Annotated in this window: 21 protein-coding genes and 2 pseudogenes; 7 read left to right on the top strand and 16 right to left on the bottom strand. The window is 59.9% G+C overall.

Going from position 1 to position 19256, the window contains the following annotated elements; genetic code table 11:
* Nucleotides 1–53: 53 nt before the first annotated feature.
* Nucleotides 54–563 (top strand): response regulator, encoded by a 510-nt coding sequence (locus BSK43_RS24520; protein ID WP_246662666.1) that lies wholly within the window; start codon nucleotides 54–56, stop codon nucleotides 561–563.
* Nucleotides 564–621: 58 nt separating this feature from the next.
* Nucleotides 622–1401 (top strand): DNA repair protein RecO, encoded by a 780-nt coding sequence (gene recO / locus BSK43_RS24515; RefSeq protein ID WP_077469979.1) that lies wholly within the window; start codon nucleotides 622–624, stop codon nucleotides 1399–1401.
* A 41-nt stretch (nucleotides 1402–1442) separates the two neighbouring features.
* Here recO and BSK43_RS24510 read toward each other — a convergent pair whose 3' ends face one another.
* The 3 genes and pseudogenes from BSK43_RS24510 to BSK43_RS24500 form a co-directional block, all read right to left on the bottom strand.
* Nucleotides 1443–2291 carry an MOSC domain-containing protein gene (locus BSK43_RS24510; protein ID WP_077469980.1) on the bottom strand — a complete coding sequence of 283 codons (849 nt, stop codon included), beginning with the start codon at nucleotides 2289–2291 and terminating at the stop codon, nucleotides 1443–1445.
* Between the two features lie 9 nt (nucleotides 2292–2300).
* The gene (locus BSK43_RS24505) at nucleotides 2301–2954 is read right to left on the bottom strand and encodes an HD domain-containing protein (protein ID WP_205910653.1); all 654 of its coding nucleotides are present in this window, start codon (nucleotides 2952–2954) and stop codon (nucleotides 2301–2303) included.
* A 69-nt stretch (nucleotides 2955–3023) separates the two neighbouring features.
* A pseudogene (locus BSK43_RS24500) lies at nucleotides 3024–5784 on the bottom strand (DUF2339 domain-containing protein).
* 295 nt (nucleotides 5785–6079) lie between these two features.
* Here BSK43_RS24500 and BSK43_RS24495 point away from each other — a divergent pair.
* The 3 genes and pseudogenes from BSK43_RS24495 to BSK43_RS24485 all read left to right on the top strand — a co-directional run bounded on the left by BSK43_RS24495 (nucleotide 6080) and on the right by BSK43_RS24485 (nucleotide 7975).
* Nucleotides 6080–6418, top strand: a complete 339-nt coding sequence (locus tag BSK43_RS24495) for a hypothetical protein (protein ID WP_077469982.1) — start codon at nucleotides 6080–6082, stop codon at nucleotides 6416–6418.
* Nucleotides 6419–6566: 148 nt separating this feature from the next.
* A pseudogene (locus tag BSK43_RS24490) lies at nucleotides 6567–7075 on the top strand (superoxide dismutase family protein).
* Between the two features lie 261 nt (nucleotides 7076–7336).
* Complete coding sequence (locus tag BSK43_RS24485; protein WP_246662665.1) at nucleotides 7337–7975, top strand: EF-hand domain-containing protein; 639 nt, start codon at nucleotides 7337–7339, stop codon at nucleotides 7973–7975.
* 59 nt (nucleotides 7976–8034) lie between these two features.
* Here BSK43_RS24485 and BSK43_RS24480 read toward each other — a convergent pair whose 3' ends face one another.
* From BSK43_RS24480 to BSK43_RS24450, 7 genes are all read right to left on the bottom strand, one after another.
* On the bottom strand, nucleotides 8035–8568 hold the full coding sequence (locus tag BSK43_RS24480) for a tyrosine phosphatase family protein (protein ID WP_077469984.1): 534 nt from the start codon (nucleotides 8566–8568) through the stop codon (nucleotides 8035–8037).
* The gene (locus tag BSK43_RS24475; protein WP_077469985.1) at nucleotides 8565–9182 is read right to left on the bottom strand and encodes an HD family hydrolase; all 618 of its coding nucleotides are present in this window, start codon (nucleotides 9180–9182) and stop codon (nucleotides 8565–8567) included. The genes BSK43_RS24480 and BSK43_RS24475 overlap by 4 nt, the downstream gene beginning before the upstream one ends.
* Entirely contained in the window at nucleotides 9179–10018 is an 840-nt protein-coding gene (locus tag BSK43_RS24470; RefSeq protein ID WP_077469986.1) for a folate-binding protein YgfZ, read from the bottom strand. The genes BSK43_RS24475 and BSK43_RS24470 overlap by 4 nt, the downstream gene beginning before the upstream one ends.
* Before the next feature lie 73 nt (nucleotides 10019–10091).
* Entirely contained in the window at nucleotides 10092–10847 is a 756-nt protein-coding gene (locus tag BSK43_RS24465; protein WP_077469987.1) for a hypothetical protein, read from the bottom strand.
* Between the two features lie 16 nt (nucleotides 10848–10863).
* The gene (locus BSK43_RS24460) at nucleotides 10864–11121 is read right to left on the bottom strand and encodes a hypothetical protein (protein WP_068385602.1); all 258 of its coding nucleotides are present in this window, start codon (nucleotides 11119–11121) and stop codon (nucleotides 10864–10866) included.
* Between the two features lie 104 nt (nucleotides 11122–11225).
* Complete coding sequence (locus BSK43_RS24455; RefSeq protein WP_077470138.1) at nucleotides 11226–11660, bottom strand: TIGR02301 family protein; 435 nt, start codon at nucleotides 11658–11660, stop codon at nucleotides 11226–11228.
* Nucleotides 11661–11720: 60 nt separating this feature from the next.
* On the bottom strand, nucleotides 11721–12173 hold the full coding sequence (locus BSK43_RS24450) for an NUDIX domain-containing protein (protein WP_077469988.1): 453 nt from the start codon (nucleotides 12171–12173) through the stop codon (nucleotides 11721–11723).
* A gap of 164 nt (nucleotides 12174–12337) precedes the next feature.
* On the opposite strand from BSK43_RS24450, the gene BSK43_RS24445 reads away from it, so the two are divergent.
* Together BSK43_RS24445 and BSK43_RS24440 are read left to right on the top strand one after the other, a co-directional pair.
* The gene (locus tag BSK43_RS24445; protein WP_077470139.1) at nucleotides 12338–12658 is read left to right on the top strand and encodes a YnfA family protein; all 321 of its coding nucleotides are present in this window, start codon (nucleotides 12338–12340) and stop codon (nucleotides 12656–12658) included.
* A gap of 42 nt (nucleotides 12659–12700) precedes the next feature.
* A complete protein-coding gene (locus BSK43_RS24440) occupies nucleotides 12701–13465 on the top strand; it encodes an SOS response-associated peptidase (protein ID WP_077469989.1) in 765 nt (254 codons plus the stop codon).
* 78 nt (nucleotides 13466–13543) lie between these two features.
* Here BSK43_RS24440 and BSK43_RS35195 read toward each other — a convergent pair whose 3' ends face one another.
* The 6 genes from BSK43_RS35195 to BSK43_RS24415 form a co-directional block, all read right to left on the bottom strand.
* On the bottom strand, nucleotides 13544–13681 hold the full coding sequence (locus BSK43_RS35195; RefSeq protein WP_169055450.1) for a hypothetical protein: 138 nt from the start codon (nucleotides 13679–13681) through the stop codon (nucleotides 13544–13546).
* A gap of 324 nt (nucleotides 13682–14005) precedes the next feature.
* A complete protein-coding gene (gene pssA, locus BSK43_RS24435; protein ID WP_077469990.1) occupies nucleotides 14006–14866 on the bottom strand; it encodes a CDP-diacylglycerol--serine O-phosphatidyltransferase in 861 nt (286 codons plus the stop codon).
* A gap of 20 nt (nucleotides 14867–14886) precedes the next feature.
* On the bottom strand, nucleotides 14887–15585 hold the full coding sequence (locus BSK43_RS24430; RefSeq protein ID WP_077469991.1) for a phosphatidylserine decarboxylase: 699 nt from the start codon (nucleotides 15583–15585) through the stop codon (nucleotides 14887–14889).
* Between the two features lie 200 nt (nucleotides 15586–15785).
* A complete protein-coding gene (pyrE, locus tag BSK43_RS24425) occupies nucleotides 15786–16328 on the bottom strand; it encodes an orotate phosphoribosyltransferase (protein ID WP_136687216.1) in 543 nt (180 codons plus the stop codon).
* Nucleotides 16329–16532: 204 nt separating this feature from the next.
* Complete coding sequence (locus BSK43_RS24420; protein WP_068385613.1) at nucleotides 16533–17231, bottom strand: phosphatase PAP2 family protein; 699 nt, start codon at nucleotides 17229–17231, stop codon at nucleotides 16533–16535.
* A 123-nt stretch (nucleotides 17232–17354) separates the two neighbouring features.
* Nucleotides 17355–19241, bottom strand: a complete 1887-nt coding sequence (locus tag BSK43_RS24415) for an ABC transporter ATP-binding protein/permease (RefSeq protein ID WP_077469992.1) — start codon at nucleotides 19239–19241, stop codon at nucleotides 17355–17357.
* Nucleotides 19242–19256: the final 15 nt, after the last annotated feature.

Here is a 19256-nt window from a genome sequence, read left to right as displayed (position 1 = left end):
CGAGCCCATAGTACCGCAATGCAAAAAGTGCGAAGCGGTTTGGAGGCAAGGTCATGTCACAAGAGACTGCGCCGGCATGGATGGTGAAGCCGTCCATTCAATACGGGCCGATGATTGGCGCCGGAGGGATAAATGTGGGATTTATTTACGGGCAGCACCATTTGGGTGCGGGCGTGCAGGATGGCGTTGAAATGACGGTTCAGCGCGCCCTTATTCTGGAAGACAATCTGATTATTGCTATGGAAGTGGAGGAAATACTGCACCTTGTCGGAATTGGACAGGTGGAGATCGCCTCGAATCTGGAGCAGGCTGTTAACGCCATACATTCCGACAGCTTTGATTTTGCGATGTTGGACGTCAATCTCGGCGAGTCGACAAGCTTTGGCTTTGCCCGGCTTCTGACCGAGCGTGGCATCGCGTTTGGGTTCGTCAGTGGTTATTCCGATACACTCGATTTTCCGCCGGATTTGCGGCATGTGCCGCTTTTGAACAAGCCTTTCGACGAACAGTCGATGCGTCTCTTTATCAACGTGCTGTCGACAAGTGCCTCTTCCGGCATGTGACAGCCGGCGCCATTTGCCCTAAACTCGAATCGAGACATTCTTTCGGGCAAACCAGCCGATGCAGTGGCAAGACCATGCGATCATTTTGGGCGTCAAGCGCCTCGGCGAGACAAGCGTCGTCGCCGAGGTGATGACCCGTGCGCGTGGTCGCCATATGGGCCTGGTGCGAGGAGGGCGATCTCGCGCCATGCAACCGGTGCTGCAGGCGGGAAACCTTGTCGAAGTCACCTGGCGGGCAAGGTTGCACGAACATCTCGGCGAATTCCGGATGGAGCCGGTCGCGCTGAGAGCCGCGCGGCTGATGGAGACGGCAACCGCGGTTTATGGTGTGCAGGCGATGGGTGCGCTTCTGCGTCTGCTGCCGGAGCGGGATCCGCACCCGCATCTCTATGACGCGCTGGATGTCATCCTAGAAAACCTGCAAAATCCCGCAGATGCGGGCGAGCTTTTCGTGCGCTTCGAACTGGCAGTCTTGAACGATCTCGGTTTCGGCCTCGATCTGGCCGAGTGCGCCGCGACCGGCATCCGCGAAGACCTGGCATTCGTTTCGCCGAAGACTGGCCGTGCCGTCTGCCGTGCGGCTGGTCTGCCATGGGCCGACAAGATGCTGGCGCTACCGCCTTTCCTGGCGGCTGGGGCCGTGGTTGCGGCAGACAGCGAAAGCCTGGCCGCGGCCTTCCGCCTGACTGGCTTCTTTCTGCATCGCCATGTCTATGAGCCGCGCGGCATAGAGATAGCCGCCGCGCGTGAAGGCTTTATTCAGGCGGCGATGAAGGCTATTGCCGTTGCCTCATTGGACAACAGGATGGTTTCGCCTGGCCTTGTCGCCGAAGGCTGACAAGGCGAACGCAAGCGGCTTCAAGGAACATGCGTTGATCGTTACCGCCGCTTGAACGCCCAACCTTCCGGCCGCCCCTCGAGCACGGTGACCGTATCGCCGATTTTCACCGAGCCTTCGCCGCGCGGAACGGCGTTCCAGCCGAAGAGCGGGCCGGGTACGCGGCGATCGGCGGACATGCGGATACGGCCCATGGCGGGCATCGGGTTCGGCACATCACGTGATCCGGTCGTCTGATCCTGCGTGGTCATGATGCAGCGCGCGCAAGGCTTGACGAGATCGAGACGGATGCCGCCGATCTCGATCGCCGCCCATTGGTCCTCCGGCCATTCCTCATCGATATCGATGACGATATTCGGCCGAAAGCGCTCCATGCCGACGGCGCCTTCGCCATGGGCGGCGAGATTGGCGTTGAGCGCCTTCAGCGATCCGGTTGTGGTGACGAGGATCTGATATCCGTCGGCGAAGGTAACCGGTGTGTCTTCGCCAGCCCATTCCGGGCTGGCTATGCGCTTGGCAAGTCTGTCAAAAAAGACCATGCGGACCTCGCGCCCCAGCCAGGCCGAGAGGGCTTTGTTGGTTGCCTCGTCGGCGACGGAAGCGCTGACCGGCGATTTCCAGACGATGACATCCATACGGTTTTCAGGATGCGGCGGCGGCACGATGATGTCGGATTTTCCGTCCATCTTCAGCCGCATATAGGAGGGGGCCGGCTGGATATCGATCCGAGCCAGATCCTGCAATTCGCGTTGCGTGAAGAAATGGCCGGAGGGATCGACCAGCATGGCACGACGATCTCCGGCGAGCCCGAAGGCGTCGACGGATGCCGACGAAATGGCGATACCCCGTGCGCTCTTAAGGGGATAGATGAAGAGGTCGCTGACCTGCATGATGTAGCCTCAGATTTCGTCGATGAACATTGCCAGCACAGTTTTCAGCCGGTCGTGCCGTGCGCCGGCAAATCTGCGGCCGGTCTCGGTCTGGAAACCATCCGCCAGTTTGAACAGCTTTGTCTCGAAATGGTCAATGGCGAAGCGTTTGTCGTCGAGCGGCCGCTCGGTTGCGAGCGGGTCGAACGGGTCGTAGAGGCCTGAACCGAGACGGCCGGCAATATAGAAGCAGCGTGCCGCGCCGACCATGCCGATCGCATCCAGCCGATCGGCATCCTGCAGAATTTTCGCTTCCAGCGTTTCCGGTGGAAGATTGGCGGAGAAGCTGTGCGTGGTGATCGCATGCGCCGTCGCGGAGATATCGGCATCGGCCCATCCGAGCTGTTGCAGTATGCCTGAGGCTTTTTCCGCCGCGAGCCGCGATGCCTGCGCGCGATGTGGCGAATTCTTCTCGACCGCTACACAGTCATGCAGCAACACGGCCGCGGCGAGGATACGGGCATTGCCGCCGTCTTCGGCCTGGATGGCCATGGCATTCCTGAAGACGCGCAGGATATGGGCAATATCGTGCGAACCGTCGTCGCTATCAGCCGCATGGGGGATGAGATCCGCAGCCAGCGTTTCGAACGGGGCAAAGGCCCGCGCCATCCTGTTGGTATCCATTGTCGCATTTGCTCCGGAATGATCTGTCGGCAATTCCCCCGTCCTACCGGGTGCAGGGATTCGCCGCAATCATCCCGCCGTTTTCTTGCGCGTCAGGATCTTCTGATAGAACAGGCCAATGCCGATCAGCACAGCGCCAAGGCCAATGAAGGACAGCGCGCGCAGGAAGCCCTCGAGGTTGGCCATGTCGATGAGGAAAGCCTTGAGGACAGCGATCGAGACGAGCACTGCCGAGGCAATGCGCAGGCTGCGCGCCTCGAAACGAGTACCAAGCCCGAGGAGTGCGATGCCGATCAGCAGCCACACGAGCGAATAGGAATAGAGCTCGCCCTGGATGAAGCCATTCCAGAAGGGAATATATTCTCCCTGCCAGACGCGGCGAACCGACAAGGTCGCCCAGGCAAAGGCCATCACGGCTCCGGCGATGGCCAGCATGCTGACATAGGGAAGTGGCCGCCGATTGCGTGCGAAGAGCGCCAATCCCCCATAGGCGGCGGCGGGCAGCAGATAACCCAGCAATAGCAGGTTGAACACCGGGATGCGGCCCGTGCTTTCGCCCGTGATGAACGGGTTCAATCCCAACAGATGCGTTGTCAGGATCAGGACGACGGAGAGGGTGCCGAGGGCCATGCTGCCATAGCGGAACACCGGGCTCGCCGAACTGAGATCGAGCGCCATCAGCGTCGCGGAGGCGCCGATCGCCAGCAGGGTGTAGATCGACTGTTCTCCGAGCGTCGGCACGGCATCATTCAGCACGCCGCCATTCATCGCATGGCGCACCAGAATGGCGATCGTCAGCAATACGAGGAAGGAAGCCAATGCCTGCAGCGCACTGCGCAGCCGGATATCCGCAGTGCCGCGAACCATGAAGGCCGCCCAGGCGGCCAACGCGGCGGGAATGCCGTAGCCCGCGAGCAACATGTTGAAGACCGGCGTCGTGCCGAGCTCGCCCGGGTCGACGATGGTTGGTTGCCAGGCAATGCGCCCCATGGTGATGATCAAGGCTGCGACCATGGTCCAGGGAAGGACCGGCCAGTCGCGCACGCGCGCCGCCAGAAGATAGGCAATGCCGAGAACCGGCAGCAGTATGGTGGGCACCGCATGATGCGCGAGCGTGTGCAAGGTAAAGATCATGGCGGCAAAGGAGCCGGCGGCGAGGATGTTGGTCGATAGGTTCAGCCGGTCGCCCGAGCGGCGGTATTGCCATTCGGCATATGCCAGCAGCACAATCGCTAGACCAATGCCGTAGAGACCGTGGAGCCAGTCGAGCATCCAGTTGCCATAGTTGACGAAGCTGGTCGTGGCGATCGTCAACGGCGTCGCAACCATGATGAGGCTCCAGAGTGCGGCAAAGGGCTTTTCCTCCTCTGCGAATCGCTTGAGGAAGAAGCCGCCGATCAGCACGAAGATGGCTCCGAGGCCGAGCGCTTCATAAAGCACCATGTTCTGGATGGTCGAGATGGCATCGGCGCCAACAGTTTCGGCGCCGGCGATCCAATTCGTCAGGACGCCGTATATGCCGAAGACTGCGATGATGGCCGAGAAGATTGCTGCCCAGGCGGAATAAAGACGGCCGGCGCCGAAGGCTGCGACTGCGCGACGATCGCCGCGAACATGTAGATGGCCTCCACCATGGGATATCCAAATTGGAGACTATAGGTCAGCAAGCAGAGCGCCACGACAAGGGCGCCGATTGTTGCCGTGAGCGTCATTCCGAGCGGTGTGCGGGTCAGGAACGCGCCCCAAGCGACGGAGGCTCTGGGCTGCGATGGATCATCCTCCGACGCGCCGCTAATTCCGGTGGTTGCGGCCTCCTGATATCGCCCGGGCCAAATAAAGATGGTGCCGCCGATCATGGCCAGCATCGAAAGCGTTATAGGCGTGAAATCTACAACCTGACTGTAGGTAATGTACAGCAATGGCCAAAGGCTGAGCAGCACGTTGGCGAGCGAGGGCGCAATGTGCCAACGGCGCAGCCGAGATGCCAGCAGGGTCGCCAGCCAGGTCAGAACGAGGTAGCCGAACAGGACCCAGGGCCGAGGCGCCGCCGGCCCAACCAGGGCAGGGGTGACCATTGAGGCAAGCAAGCCGAGGCGGCGAGCGCCTGCCCATGCAGCAACGACAACGCGACGGTGGCAAGCGAGATCAACGCAAGCAAAATGAAAGCCGTTGCCGGCCCGATGAAGCCATAGATGCCATGAGCAGCATAGGTCGAGCCGAACAGCGCCACCACACCTGCGGCCGTCAGCACGCCGGGGATCATCGCGTTCTGGAAAGCATTGCCCAGCACAGGCGCGGAGCGGCGGCGGATGACTTCGCCAGCCGCGACCAGGATCAGGCCGAAGATCGCTGCGAGCACCAGACGGACGCCCGGGCTCAGCAATCCGCTCTCGATCGAATACTTGACCATGAAAATGCCGCCAAGAGCGAGCGCGATGCCGCCGACCCAGACTGCCCAGCGTGCGCCGATCGTGCTTTCCAGGCTCTCGCGTGGGTGTATCGCTTCCGGCGCGGTGTGGCTCGAACCGCCGTCCGTCATTGTGTCGGCAATGTCGCGTGCGGCGATCGAAGGCTCTTCGGTTTCAACCGTTGCAGGGGCTTCCATTGCCGCTTCGGCTACCAGGGCCTCTTCGTCGGCTGACGGTTGCTCTGCGGCGTCTGTTCCCGAATCAGTCATCAGGGCTGGTTCGCTTGCGCCTGCCGTCTGGAGCTTGCCGGCGAGGGCATTCTGCAGCTCCTGAATGCTGCTTTCCAGTCGCTTTATCCGCAGGTTGTATCCTCGCAATACGAAAATACCGACGATCACGACGATGAGCGGCAACAGTTCCATCATGTCCTCTCCCTGGGCAATCCGCCGCACAATATACCAAACGGGCTGCCCGGTAAGCGCAGATAATCAAATTTGCCTATGATTCCAGTGGATTATGTCAGGTGAACCAATTCGTGCCGTAGTGAGGAAATATTAGGTGATTCCGATTTACTACTTGAAAACTATGGTTAATGATCATTAACAATTTGTCTTTACCGCTGGCGCGAAGCAGCTTATCAGGAACTCATAGTTTAACCCCGAATGTATTGCGTGCAAACGACGTCGCATGAGGCGGCTCCTACCACAGGAGGTTTGTATGTCCCATGTATCTTCCACATCCAACAGCTCTTATCCGTATCGCGGCACGCTCTCGCGCCTCGATGCCAATGGCGACGGCGTTCTCAGCCGTGAGGAACGCGAAGCCAGCGAACGCCCTGGAATTCTCGAGGAGAATGACGGCGGCAATGGCAATAATAGCTCCGGTAGTGCCCTGGGCAGTCTGATGGCCAAGCTTATGCAGCTGCCGAGTGCCGAAACCGCATTCAGCGCCAAAGTGCCGCAATCCAATGTGGCGTTCGATATGGATCTGCTGTCGCCACTGGATGCCTATAACAGCACCTACGGCCAATACGACGTGAATAGCATCGCAGCCTGAAATAGGCGATTTCGATTGATCATGTTGGCGGCTTGCCGGATAACGGCGGGCCGCCTTATCTGTTTGATGCAAATCATTTTCCAGCCTTCGGAACACTCCTGCCTGAAATGCGTTGGACAATATCAACGCAACGAGGGAGGACCGTTTCATGAAACGGACAATGATGATGGCGGCAATTCTGGCTCTGGCCGCGGCCATGCCGGCGGCCGCGCAAGGTCAGAATACGGCGACGGCCGATTTTGTCGGGCTTGATGGCAAGCCGCCGGCCGGGCGACGCTGACCGAGGGCAAGGCGGGTGTGCTGATCGAGATGGAGGTCTCCGGCCTGCCGACCAATCGCTGGGTTGCTTTCCATATTCACGAAAATAGCAATTGCGACCATACGCACGGATTCGAATCCGCCGGCGGCCATTTCAATCCCACGAAAGCCGACCACGGTTTCCTCGCGGCAAACGGCCCGCATGCGGGCGACATGCCCAATCAGCATGTCGATCAGGACGGCAAATTACAGGCCCAGGTGTTCAACGGCATGGTGTCGCTCAATGGCAAGAACGGCATTCGCGGCCGCACGCTGATGATCCATGCGGAGTCGGATGACTACCGTAGCCAGCCTGTGGGAGGCGCCGGCAAGCGCCTGGCATGCGCGGTCATCCAATAGGTGAGCCGGCAAGGGTGATTCGCACTCTCGACCCCGCATATGCCTAGCGGGGGTTGTCTCCGCTAGGTCTGTGCCCACCGCTAATATGATTCGGTGGCTGTCAATTATGGTTAATGATGAATTAACACCTATCTTTAATCGCGTGGCCAAATCGACCTATTCTGCCTTCAGTTGACTAAGCGTGCCGGGGGGCAGTCGAACACGCCGATGGCGTTTGCTTAGGAGATTTGGATGAGTGGCGTTTCTTCAATTGGAAGCAGCATGACGGCTGCCTCGTACAGTCCCCTTGATAAGAACCAGGACGGCGTTGTGGATGCCCAGGAATTGCAGGAGGCTGCACAATCGGGCCTTCTGTCGGCAAGTATCCTCAACGACGAGGATAGCGACAGCAGCAGCGATCCAAGCGCCACTGATGTCTTCTCCGGCAATCTGGCGTCGATGCTGCTGCAAATGCAGCAGGGCAGCGCCGGCCAATCCGGCTCGTCGACGTCAACCGATGGCTCCTCGGACCAATCGCCCATGGACCAGCTGTTTGCCAGCCTCGATAGCAATCAGGATGGCAAGGTCTCGGAGACGGAGTTCGTTGCGGGCCGACCCAAGGATATGAGCGAAAGCGATGCCGAGAACCTGTTCCAGAGCATTGATGCGCAGGGTTCCGGTTCACTGACCAAGGATCAGTTCGCCGAAGGTCTCGATGCGCTTAAATCCTCGGACGCTTCCGCCGCCGATATGCTGTCATTGGAGCCGGCATCGAGCAGCAGCACCGACACAAACTCGGTAACGGCTGCCGAAGACGCCGCGATGGACGCCTTCCTTAGCCAGATGCAAAACCCGACGAGCCTTTATCAGAATACCTATGGTCAGTACGATCCTGACCAGGCGAGTGGCGTCGCTGCCTAATCTCCAGGTGGTGGATTGTCGTAACATGGACGGAGGCTGCGGGAATGCGGTCTCCGTTTTCATGGATGATCGTTAGGAGCCGCCAATGGCAGCACGAACGGTGCATTGCCGTCGGCATCCGCACCGCGCCCTATCTCCTTGACTGCAGCAACCAGCCGGCCTCCGCGGCCAAGCATCTGATCGCCGATCGAGACTAGCCTTGCATTTGGCGTTGCGAAGGGAGAAGCCGAGCGTAGGCGACGCGCGAGCGTCAGATCATCCTGCTCCGGTTGGACGGCAAGAGCAGCGATCAGTGCCGCAGCCGGCGATCGCGAAACACCCATCCAGCAATGGATCAGCAAAGGCAACGTCCGGTCCCATTCCCTCGCAAAGTTGATAATGGCATGGACATGCGCCTCCTGCGGGGCGACGAGATCACCCGTGCCCGCGAAGCTGATATCGTTCATGTTGAGCAGCAGATGGCGATCCGCTCTGATGACGGCAGGCCGATGAAAGGTCTGCTCCTTGGCCATCAGGCTGATCATCTCGCGGGCCTTGTGGCGAACGGCCATTTCGGCTATGCGCGCCAGAGGTGACACGATGATCGTTGTCACGCTTCCGTCCTCACCGCCGCACGGTCCGCCTCGATCTCCTCGAAACGCCGAAGGAACAGCCGCTGCGCCTCGATCGCCGGCATGGGCTCGATCGGTAGCATCTCGCGGGTAATATCGCGGGGTTGACCAAAGAACTTGCGCGCTTCCTCCGGTGTGAATCCGGCAAGCAGCGTCGCTTCGAAATAGGCTGAGACCGTATCTGCCTTCTTAATCTTTTCCTTCAGCTGCGGCGCGCAATGCGGCGGCAGGGCAAAGCGTCGATAGATCGCCGCCTCGAGCCGTTTCTCCACCTCCTTGTAGTCGCCTCCAACCACGGATTTGAACGGCGAGATCATGTCGCCGATGACATATTCCGGCGCATCATGCAGCAGTGCCGCCAGCAATTCGTCTGGTGTCGCCGGATTGAGATGGCGAAAGATCGCCTCCACGACCAGACTGTGCTGCGCGACAGAGAAGGCGTGGTCGCCTGAGGTTTGGCCATTCCAGCGCGCGACGCGGGCAAGCCCGTGGGCGATATCGCTGATTTCGACGTCGAGAGGCGAAGGATCAAGCAGATCGAGCCGGCGCCCGGAGAGCATGCGTTGCCAGGCGCGCGGAGCTTTGCCGGATGTCATGCCGAAGCCTCGTCGGCCGAGGCCGGGAAGGAGAGGCCCGACCATGCGGGCAGCGACACTGTCACTTCGACGTCACCCGCGAGGATCGGTGTACCTGCGGCAATCGCTTCGCCAGCGCGGTCGATGCGGATAATAGCAAGGCCCTTGCTGCCCACCACCGAGCCCAGCGATCCCATCGGCTTGCCGCCGGCGGTGAGGTCGGTTCCGGATGAGGGAAGATCCGCACTACCGCTGACGGTGACGACACGTCTGCGCGCCGTGCCGCGGTGGTGCATGCGGGAAACGACTTCCTGGCCGATATAGCACCCCTTGCGAAAGCCCAGGCCGCCGTTCAGATCCATCAGCACATCGTGCGGAAACGCATCCTGCAGCGGAAAATCACGGCCGGAAACGGCGATGCCATTGGCGATGCGCAGCGCGTCGTAAAGCGCCTCAGAATCGTGCCCATGTTGGCCCGCCACACGCGTCAGCGCTACACCTGCCTTGAGAAAACGGCTGTCCTTTGGACCTTCGCCGGCTTCATCGGCCCAGGCAACCGTGACACCTTCGGCCTCCGTGGCGGTGAACTCGACCTTGGCGCGCAGTCGATACATGGTGAGCCGTTTCAGCAGGCCTTCCTGCTGAGCTGTGTCGGTTTCGATGAGAAAGCCGGCACCGTCACGTCGGATCATGAAGTCGAACAGGATCTTGCCCTGAGGCGTCAGCAACGCGCCGGGGCGCACCTCATCCGCGCCGAGCGAGACGAGATCGGTGGTGATGAGATTGTGCAGAAAAGCTTCCGCTTCCGCGCCGGTGACGTGGATGAAGGAACGCTCTTTCAGGAATACGGCTGGCATGGTGAATCCGCTGATTTGGCCTATGCCTCAGAGGTAGGGCCTTCGGCCGGGAACCGCAAGTTCCCAGACTGGATCATTCGCCCGAGGTAAAGAATTTCCAGCGGCCGTCCGGCGTGATGCCGACGCGATAGAAATTATAGCCGCCGAATTCCAGCATGTCGGCGTAATCGCCCGCTGTCACAATGCGCATCAGGTCGACCTTCTCTGGCGTGGAGAGTGTCTTGATGTCCTTCTGTGCGAAGTAGGGCCAGATATAGATTTCGTCGGGCGTACCCTGGCCGACATGGGCGAAGCCGGTCGACATGATATCGAGAAGGATCGACATGATCTCGATGCCATCGGGATCGCCCGAAAGATCGTGCAAAGTTTTGATCGGATCTTCGCCGGGGTCGTCGGCAGTGACCTGGGTCTGCTTGAGGCCGGCACCGACATTCATCAGTGGCCGCAGGCGCTCGAGATCGCCGGAAGCGGCGGCCTCGACGATCGCCGCGCGGAGCTTTTTCACCGGCTCGGGCGCCTTGTCGATATCGAACAGAAACTCGACGGACTTGCTTGAGTTCGATGTGTCGCTACTGCTCTGGCCTGCCTGTTTGTTCACCAGCGGATCCGGCATCGGCAGGCTGTTCGACGGTGCTTCAAGCGCCTGCTCGATCGGCTTGTCGTTCTTTTGCTGGCCAGGCGTGCCGGCTGCTTTCGGCAATGTAGCCGGCGGATTGAGCTGGGAGAAGGCCAGGGCCGGTAACGGCAGGGCGGCGCCGCTCAAGAACAGGGTGGCAGCGGCAAGCGAGGCAATGGAACAGCGGAACTCATTGCCCGGAAAGATACGCATCAGCAATCTCTGATTGTTATTGCAGGGTACGGTTCGGAGAGAACTCGCCAGCGAGCATGCGTTCGCGAAGCGATTCGAGCAAGGCTTCCGCGCCCTGTTCGCCCTGATTGCGAATTGTCTCGCGAATCGCGTGAGCAATGGCAGCATCGGCAATAATTTCCGGTTCGATACCGTCTGCCATGCCGTCGGCCCAAGCTTCATTCTGGTATTCCAGCGCTGCCTGCATCTTTTCATGGACGATCATATCGTCGATTTCATTCAGGCTGGTTTCCATTGATTCTTTCCTCGAGACGTTCATGTCCTTACCACTTGCTTAATAACTTTATCAGCCTTTTCCTAAAACGACACGGCTCGGTACGAAAAGGGGTTAATAAAACGTTAATTTCCAAAACGCGCGGTGATTTCTGTGGCCAGTGTTGCACCTTCGTTACGGTATCGCTCCTCGGCAACGAGGGCCTGCGGTGTGCAATTGGCGTAAACCGATGCGAATGACCTATACCCACGGTTGAATGAGGCCGTCAGCCTCTCCTTCCGTTTCTGCTCGCCCTTCGTCTCGGTATCGAGCAATTGCTGCATGTCGCCGCGCCATCCGTCTTCTCGTGTGGCACTGCATAGATTGCGCAAATAATCGATCGAGCCGAGAATTTCGGCAAGGCGGGAAAGCTGCTCGTCATAGGGCGTGGGCCGTTCGACGTCCGCATTGTCGGGCGCCTGCACCGGCGGAGCATTCGCCGCAGGCTGCGCCGCCGCTGGAAATGCAGCAGCCAGCCCAATGCAGATCAGAAGCGATTGCCCAAGACGGTTGTGAATCATGGCGTCAGTTGACCGGACAAGCATGACGGGAACAAGGCGTCAGGCCGGCTTTTCACCCCGTTATTGCTCCATATCGTTAATTTGGCGACCGGATTGCGTTCCTGCAGCGGCAATCCTTTCGACACATTCGAGCACGCTCGCCGGCACGGGCAGGGCGCGGATTTCCTCCAGCGAGTACCAGCCGATGGCCGCCGCGTCGTCGGCAGCCTCCGCTATCGCATCCTTGTCGGCATCGACGAGGAAGACCGACAGAAGAAAATGGCTCGTCAGCGTACCGTCTGCCGCATGCGAACGCAGATCATAGGTTTCGAACAGGCGAGGGTTGCGCGCCGTGATGCCGGTTTCTTCCTTGAACTCGCGCAGGGCGGCTTCATCAGGCGTTTCGCCTTCTTCGGCCCTGCCGCCTGGAAAGGCGTACATGTCGGCCGATGGCGGGTTGCTGCGCAGCACCAGCAGGAAATGGCCGTCGCGTTCAAGAATGGCGGAGGAGGCGGGGCGGGGAAGAGACATCATCGGGTCGGTTCGCATTCGCATGACAGGACTGGAGGCAATGGCTTAAGCCATTATCGGCCAATCTCTACAGGAATCGACCCTTGCTGTCCCCTTGGAAAGCCCCTTAATTCGCTGTCGAAATAGGCGACGATTCGGATGCGCCGCATGCACGAGTGACCATGGGGATGATCTACGGACTTTATGCTCTGGCAGCACTGGCCGAAATTGCCGGCTGCTTCGCCTTCTGGGCCTGGCTCCGGCTGGCAAAGCCGATCTGGTGGCTTGCCCCCGGCCTGGTGGCTCTGGCCCTTTTCGCATGGCTGCTGGCATTGGTGCCGAGCGAAGCCGCCGGGCGCACTTTCGCGGCCTATGGCGGCGTCTATATCGTTGCCTCCGTTCTGTGGCTCTGGCTGGCGGAGGGTCGCTTGCCGGATCGCTGGGATATTTCAGGCGCGGCCATCTGCCTGGTCGGTGCGGGTCTCATCCTCTTCGGCCCGCGCGGCTAGCTTCCGCTTGACCCGGCGCTTTCCGGGTGCAAAACAAGCCCCATGTGCGGACGCTTTGCTTTGACATCGACGGCGGACTATGTGGGCGAGGCGTTGGGCGTTCTGCTGCGCGACGATTTTCCCGCGCGCTTCAATATCGCGCCGACGCAACCGATCCTTGTCGTGGTCTCAGGTGACAGGCAGCAGCCCGGAAGCAATCTGCCGGATCGCCGCGCTCTCCTGGTTCGGTGGGGTTTTTTGCCTGGTTGGGTAAAGGACCCGAAGGAGTTTCCGCTTCTGATCAATGCGCGGGCCGAAACGGCGATCGGTAAGGCGTCTTTCCGAGCGGCCATGCGCCATCGCCGCATCCTTATTCCCGCCTCCGGCTTTTATGAGTGGCATCGGCCGTCGAAGGAAAGCGGAGAGAAATCGCAGGCCTATTGGATCAAGCCGCGCAGGGGCGGGGTCATTGCCTTTGCCGGGCTGATGGAAACCTGGTCGTCGGCCGACGGCTCTGAGGTGGATACGGGCGCGATCCTGACGACCGCCGCGAACAGCACCATGCGGCCCATCCATGATCGTATGCCGGTCGTTATCCAGCCGGAGGATTTTGCCCGCTGGCTCGATTGCAAGACGCAGGAGCCGCGCGAGGTCCTGGATCTGATGGCACCGGTTCAGGAGGATTTCTTCGAGGCAATTCCGGTTTCGGATAAGGTCAACAAGGTTGCCAACATGGGACCGGATCTGCAGATGCCGGTAGCGGTCGAGCCGGTGCGGAAATTGCCAAAGAAGACAGATCCCGACGATGGCCAATTAAGCCTTCTCTGAGCGGCCGCCATTTGGCGACCGGCGTCGGGATTCCTCTGCGCCAAGTGGGCTTGGCACGTAGGCAGTCGATTATCGAACCTAAGCGATTTTCTTCTTCAGCGGCTTCTTCAGCATCAGGTGAGCTGCAAGCACGGCCTTCAGGCCCAGAGGGCGATACAGCTTGCTCGGATCGATCTTTGCCTGCGGTTGTGCTTCTTCGTCTTTCTTCTGCGTCATGATTAACTCCTCACCATGCTCCCCCGGAGCATTTCGCGATTCACTGCCGTGCATCGCTATCTCGTGGTAAATCATGACAAATCGAAGGCGTTGGCCAATCAGCTTTTGTAAACAATGACCATATTTCGAGAGATTAGCATCGAATCTTCGCGTAAAATCCGTTCTGACGAGATGCTAATATTCGGTTAAATACTTCGGCTGTGCGCACGCCCACTACGGCACGGCGTCCATCTCGGTCCATCTGATTGCTAAGGGAAACTTACAGACTGCGGTTGCGAACAGGGGTGCCTTCAGAGCCTTCACGCCGGGCGCTTTGCGCGCCTCTCAGATATGCCGGCCGATATCGTCGTTGGAATCGTCGACATCCGGATCGCCTGGTCCATTGATGGTGTAAGTGCCGTATTTCTTCGCCCAGGAACGCGCGCCAAGCGGCAGCGACAGCAGATAGACGACGACGGTCACGACCATGACATGCCATGTATAGCTCATCAGCAGCGCCACATAGACGACGAGAGCAAGCATGATCGGCAGCACGAGATCACGCCGGATACCATTGCCTTCTGTCTTGCCGGACCAGACAGGCAGGCGGCTAACCAGCAGAAAGCCGATGAGCACCGTGTAGGCGGCTCCGAAGTAAGCGAAAGTCTTATCTGGTGTCAGCCCGAGGAAGCCGAGATAGACCGGCAGCAGCACCAGCATGGCGCCGGCAGGCGCGGGAACGCCGACAAAATATTCCGATTGCCAGGAGGCCTTGTGTTCGCGCTCGACCATGACGTTGAAGCGCGCGAGCCGCAAGGCGGCGGCAATGGCGTAAATCAAGGCAGCGATCCAGCCGAGCGAGTGAGCCTGGTCGAGCAGAAAGACATAGACGACCAGCGCCGGAGCGACACCGAAATTGACGATATCGGCCAGCGAATCCATTTGCGCGCCGAATTTGGACGTCGCTTTCATTAGCCGCGCCACGCGCCCGTCCACGCCATCGAGGAAAGCCGCGACCAGCACCGCGACGACCGCAAGTTCGTAGCGGTTTTCGAAAGCAAGGCGGATACCCGTCAACCCCGCGCAGATGGCCAGCACGGTGATCATGTTCGGCACGATCAGCCGCAACGGAATTTCCCTGAGGCGCGGCCCGCGGGCTTCGTCGTTGGGTCCATGAGGCTCGAAAGGCGGAAAGGGCGTCTTCATTTCACTCGTTTTCCTGAGGCTCAGCTGCGGCGGCTAACGGTCGGACCCTTGGCGGAGCCGAATTCGGCAATCACGGTTTCGCCGGCAATCGCCCTCTGGCCGACGGCAACGCGTGGAGAAGCGCCTTCCGGAAGGAAGACATCGAGACGCGAGCCGAAGCGGATCAGGCCGATGCGCTCGCCGGCGTCCAGCGGCTCGTTCGGGTTGACGAAGCAAAGGATGCGACGGGCGACGAGACCGGCAATCTGCACCACGCCGATCTCGCCGTGCTTGGTCTCGATGACGAGGCCGTTGCGCTCGTTCTGCTCGCTCGCCTTGTCCAGTTCCGCATTGAGGAAGCTGCCCTGACGATAGGCGATATTGGTGATGCGGCCGCGCATCGGCGAACGGTTCACATGGCAGTCGAAGACGTTCATGAAGATCGAGACGCGCAGCATCGGTTCTGTGCCGAGGTTGAGTTCGGCCGGCGGCGTAACCATCTGCACGCCGGAAACCTTGCCATCCGCAGGCGATATCGCCAGATCGTCGTCCTGCGGCGTCATGCGCTCGGGATCACGGAAGAAATAGGCGCACCAGAGCGTGAGGATCAGACCGATCCAGAAGAGCGGCTTGAAGATCCAGCCCAGCACCAGCGACGCGACGAAGAAACCTGCAACGAAGGGATACCCCTCCTTGTGCACCGGAACGATGACGTTGCGCACGCTGTTCAACAAGCTCATCTACAGCCTACTCCGTTAGGGCGCCTTTGCGAGAACCGAACCCCGGTTGCCGCGCGACATCGCGCCAGTCAAAAGATGAGAACAAGATAAGCGGTCTTGCTCTGATTACCAGTCGACGGTGACTACAGGCAAACGCTGTCATGGGCAATGCTCTCCCACGTTTGCCCGCATGCTATCCGAATTTCGTTCGCTGCGTATCGCTATCTGGCGCTTTCCAAATCCGCTCTCGTAAAGACGGGAAGAACGGAAAGCTGCGGAACGCCCTGGATTGCAGGAGCGCCTTCTCCGCGCCAGATGGCGCAGATGACGGCAAGGATGTGTGCCTGTTCGCCGAGCGCCAGGTGATAGGCATCCTTGACCGCGCCACCCGTCGTAATCACATCCTCGATGAAGGTTACCTTGCGGCCGGCGAGTTGCTGGCCCTCGATTGCCCGGCATGTCCCGTAAGTCTTTGCTTCCTTGCGGATAAACGCTGCTGGGAGGCCGGTCTCAAGCGAGATTGCCGTCACAAGCGGGATGCCGCCCAGTTCCATACCGGCAAGGATCTCGGTCTCGGCCGGGAGGAGTTCAATCATGGCGCGCGCAAGCGGCTTCAACAATGACGGCGTGCCTTCGAAGCGGTACTTGTCGAAATAGCGGTTGGAGATCTGGCCCGAGCGAAGCTTGAACTCGCCCTCCAAGGTTGCCACTTCGGCGATACGCCGCGCAAGATCGCTTTTCGTATAAGTTACGCCATCAGTCATCAGCAAACCTCCAATATCGCAAAGTTTCACGCGTATACGCGCGAAATCATGCGGCCGTAAACCACATAATGTTCAGCGGTTGCAACGCGTGATGCTGCTGGGCGGGAAGGGCGTTCGCCCTTCACGCTCGGAGGGCCTTGAAAAGACAAGCCGCCGGATACGATCCGGCGGCCTGCAACTGTGAACGGTGTTTCGGAGCAGATATCAGAGGCCGAGAGCGGCGCGCAGTTCGGCCTTGGCGCCTTCGTATTCGCTCTTGTAGTCGTCATGCGTCATGATGGTTTCGGCGATGACGGTGCCGGCGATGCGGCCAGCTTCGATGTCGGATGCATAGTGGATGCCGCCGACGACGCGGTTATGGCCATACTCCCAGGCGCGAGCCATGATGACGGGACGCTTCTCAGGCACCATGTTCGAGAGCACGATGCCCATCAGCGTGCCGAGCGTCGTATGACCGGACGGATAGGAGCCGGACTTCGACAGCGGAACGATCGGCTTGACGAGATCGCTGTAGAGATGCGGACGCGGACGCTTCCAGACATCCTTGGCCGGATCGACGACGGCGCCTTCGGTCTCGACGATACGGTCGAAGAAGGCCGAGAACTTCGGCAGGTTTTCCTTGGTGAATTTCGGATTGTCGATGACGTCGGAGAAGCGCCAGACGTTTTCTTCGGCATCGGCAACGGCGCGTGCGGCCGCTTCCGGGGTGCGGGTGACCTGGATCGTCAGGATTTCGCCGAGCTCGGCCTTCATCTGTGCCGAATCATTGGCAGGCGGTGGCGGCAGCAGATTGAGGAGATTGATCTCCTTGGCATCAGCAAACGGCTTGGCATCCTCAGCGAAAACCGGCGAGGCAACGCCGATAACGAGCAGCAACGTTAAAGCTTTGGTGAAATTACGCATTTGGGGCTCCCTTTTAGTGAGACCCGTACCTATCAAGCTGTTGTCTCAACTACGTGACAAGCGCAGTGTGCAATCTCTCGGTGCCATATTTGCAGCGGTGGTCATGCTTGATGCCAGCATGCTTCAGCTTGCCGGCGCCAGCCGGTTGACCACGCCCAGGTCGTCGTTTTCGCGCACCTGCTTCAGATGCTCCTCGGCCTGTGTTGCCTCGCGCTGGCGGCTCCACATGGAGGCATAGAGACCATTCTGGGCTAGAAGGTCTGCATGCGTGCCGCGCTCGGCAATCACGCCGCTTTTCAGCACGATGATTTCGTCGGCGCCGATCACGGTCGAAAGGCGGTGGGCGATGACCAGCGTCGTGCGGTTCTTGGAAACGACATCGAGGGCTGCCTGGATTTCGCGTTCGGTCGTGGTGTCCAGCGCTGACGTCGCTTCGTCGAGGATGAGGACCGGCGGCGCTTTCAGGACGGTGCGGGCGATCGCGACACGCTGCTTCTCGCCACCCGAGAGTTTGAGGCCACGCTCTCCGACCTTTGTGTCGAAACCCTCGGGCAGAAGGCGGATGAAATCGCCGATCTGGGCGATCTCGGTCGCCGCCGCCACATCCTCGTTGCTGGCGCCTGGTCGGCCGTAGCGGATGTTGTAGGCGATCGTGTCGTTGAAGAGCACGGTATCCTGCGGAACCATGCCGATGACCTTGCGCAGGCTCTTCTGTGTCACCGTGCGCAGGTCCTGATCGTCGATGGTGATCGTGCCGCTCTGGACGTCGTAGAAGCGATAGAGAAGGCGCGATAGCGTCGATTTGCCCGCACCCGACGGGCCGACGACGGCCACCGTCTTGCCGGCCGGCACCTCGAAGGAAATGCCCTTCAGGATCGGCCGCGCGGGATCATAGGCGAATTGCACGTCCTTGAACGAGATGGCGCCATTGCCGATGACCAGCTCCTTGGCGTCGGGCGCATCGACCACTTCCGGCCTGACTTCCAGCAGGTCGAACATCTCTTCGATATCGGTCAACCCCTGGCGTATTTCGCGATAGACGAAGCCGATGAAGTTGAGTGGCACGGAGAGCTGCAGCAGCATGGCATTGATGAAAACGAAATCGCCAACCGTCTGGTGCCCATTGAGAACCGACCAGCCGGAGATGACCATCATCACGGTGGTGCCCAGCCCGAAGATCACGCCTTGGCCGAAGTTCAGCCAGCCGAGCGATGTCCAGACGCCGGTCGCCGCCTTTTCATACTTCGCCATTGATTGATCGAAGCGCTTGGCCTCCATCTCCTCGTTGCCGAAATATTTGACGGTCTCGAAGTTCAACAGCGAGTCGATCGCCTTCGTATTGGCGTCCGTGTCGCTGTCGTTCATCGTGCGGCGGATGGAAATGCGCCAGTCGCTCGCCTTGACGGTGAACCAGATGTAGAGCCAGACGGTGACGGCCGTGACGGCGAGATAGGAAAAGCCATAGCCGCGCCAGAAGATGATGGCGGTCAGTAGGAATTCGATGAAGGTCGGAAACGTGTTGAGGATGGTGAAGCGGACGATCGTCTCGATGCCCTTGGTGCCGCGCTCGATCACGCGTGACAGGCCACCTGTCTTGCGCTCCAGATGGAAGCGCAGCGACAGCTCATGCATGTGGACGAAGGTGCGGTAGGCGAGCTGGCGAACGGCATATTGGCCGACGCTTGCAAACAGCGCATCCCGGAGCTGGTTGAGGCCGAGCTGGATGAGACGCGTGACGTTCGTGGCGATGATCAGAGCGATGGCGCCGACCATGAAGGCAGGCAGGATGCCCTGCATATCGAGCTTGCCGTTCAGGGCGTCGACGGACCACTTGAAGAAATACGGGACCAGCAGCAGGAAGAATTTCGAGATCAGCAGGAAGACGGTCGCCCAGACGACGCGCATTTTGAGATCCATGCGACCGGCGGGCCACATATAGGGCCAGAGGTTGACGATCGTATTCAATGGATTGCTGGAATCCGCCGATATGGTCTTCTTGCGGTCTGCCATGTCCGTCTCCGGCGA

This window comes from Rhizobium sp. P44RR-XXIV (assembly GCF_001999485.2).
Lineage (GTDB): Bacteria > Pseudomonadota > Alphaproteobacteria > Rhizobiales > Rhizobiaceae > Rhizobium.
Note: the sequence above shows the minus strand (reverse complement) of the source record. Positions and strands in the feature narration are given on the sequence as shown.

What these genes read in the sequence shown, in the direction of transcription:
- BSK43_RS24415 (WP_077469992.1), bottom strand. Translation starts at nt 19,241, where the DNA reads ATGGCAGACCGCAAGAAGACCATATCGGCGGATTCCAGCAATCCATTG.
- BSK43_RS24470 (WP_077469986.1), bottom strand. Translation starts at nt 10,018, where the DNA reads ATGCCAGCCGTATTCCTGAAAGAGCGTTCCTTCATCCACGTCACCGGC.
- BSK43_RS24505 (WP_205910653.1), bottom strand. Translation starts at nt 2,954, where the DNA reads ATGGATACCAACAGGATGGCGCGGGCCTTTGCCCCGTTCGAAACGCTG.
- BSK43_RS24450 (WP_077469988.1), bottom strand. Translation starts at nt 12,173, where the DNA reads ATGATGTCTCTTCCCCGCCCCGCCTCCTCCGCCATTCTTGAACGCGAC.
- BSK43_RS24485 (WP_246662665.1), top strand. Translation starts at nt 7,337, where the DNA reads ATGACGGCTGCCTCGTACAGTCCCCTTGATAAGAACCAGGACGGCGTT.
- BSK43_RS24510 (WP_077469980.1), bottom strand. Translation starts at nt 2,291, where the DNA reads ATGCAGGTCAGCGACCTCTTCATCTATCCCCTTAAGAGCGCACGGGGT.
- recO (WP_077469979.1), top strand. Translation starts at nt 622, where the DNA reads ATGCAGTGGCAAGACCATGCGATCATTTTGGGCGTCAAGCGCCTCGGC.
- BSK43_RS24520 (WP_246662666.1), top strand. Translation starts at nt 54, where the DNA reads ATGTCACAAGAGACTGCGCCGGCATGGATGGTGAAGCCGTCCATTCAA.
- BSK43_RS24420 (WP_068385613.1), bottom strand. Translation starts at nt 17,231, where the DNA reads ATGCGTAATTTCACCAAAGCTTTAACGTTGCTGCTCGTTATCGGCGTT.
- BSK43_RS24440 (WP_077469989.1), top strand. Translation starts at nt 12,701, where the DNA reads ATGTGCGGACGCTTTGCTTTGACATCGACGGCGGACTATGTGGGCGAG.
- BSK43_RS24460 (WP_068385602.1), bottom strand. Translation starts at nt 11,121, where the DNA reads ATGGAAACCAGCCTGAATGAAATCGACGATATGATCGTCCATGAAAAG.
- BSK43_RS24455 (WP_077470138.1), bottom strand. Translation starts at nt 11,660, where the DNA reads ATGATTCACAACCGTCTTGGGCAATCGCTTCTGATCTGCATTGGGCTG.
- BSK43_RS24445 (WP_077470139.1), top strand. Translation starts at nt 12,338, where the DNA reads ATGATCTACGGACTTTATGCTCTGGCAGCACTGGCCGAAATTGCCGGC.
- BSK43_RS24465 (WP_077469987.1), bottom strand. Translation starts at nt 10,847, where the DNA reads ATGCGTATCTTTCCGGGCAATGAGTTCCGCTGTTCCATTGCCTCGCTT.
- pyrE (WP_136687216.1), bottom strand. Translation starts at nt 16,328, where the DNA reads ATGACTGATGGCGTAACTTATACGAAAAGCGATCTTGCGCGGCGTATC.
- BSK43_RS24430 (WP_077469991.1), bottom strand. Translation starts at nt 15,585, where the DNA reads ATGAGCTTGTTGAACAGCGTGCGCAACGTCATCGTTCCGGTGCACAAG.
- pssA (WP_077469990.1), bottom strand. Translation starts at nt 14,866, where the DNA reads ATGAAGACGCCCTTTCCGCCTTTCGAGCCTCATGGACCCAACGACGAA.
- BSK43_RS24475 (WP_077469985.1), bottom strand. Translation starts at nt 9,182, where the DNA reads ATGACATCCGGCAAAGCTCCGCGCGCCTGGCAACGCATGCTCTCCGGG.
- BSK43_RS24495 (WP_077469982.1), top strand. Translation starts at nt 6,080, where the DNA reads ATGTCCCATGTATCTTCCACATCCAACAGCTCTTATCCGTATCGCGGC.
- BSK43_RS35195 (WP_169055450.1), bottom strand. Translation starts at nt 13,681, where the DNA reads ATGACGCAGAAGAAAGACGAAGAAGCACAACCGCAGGCAAAGATCGAT.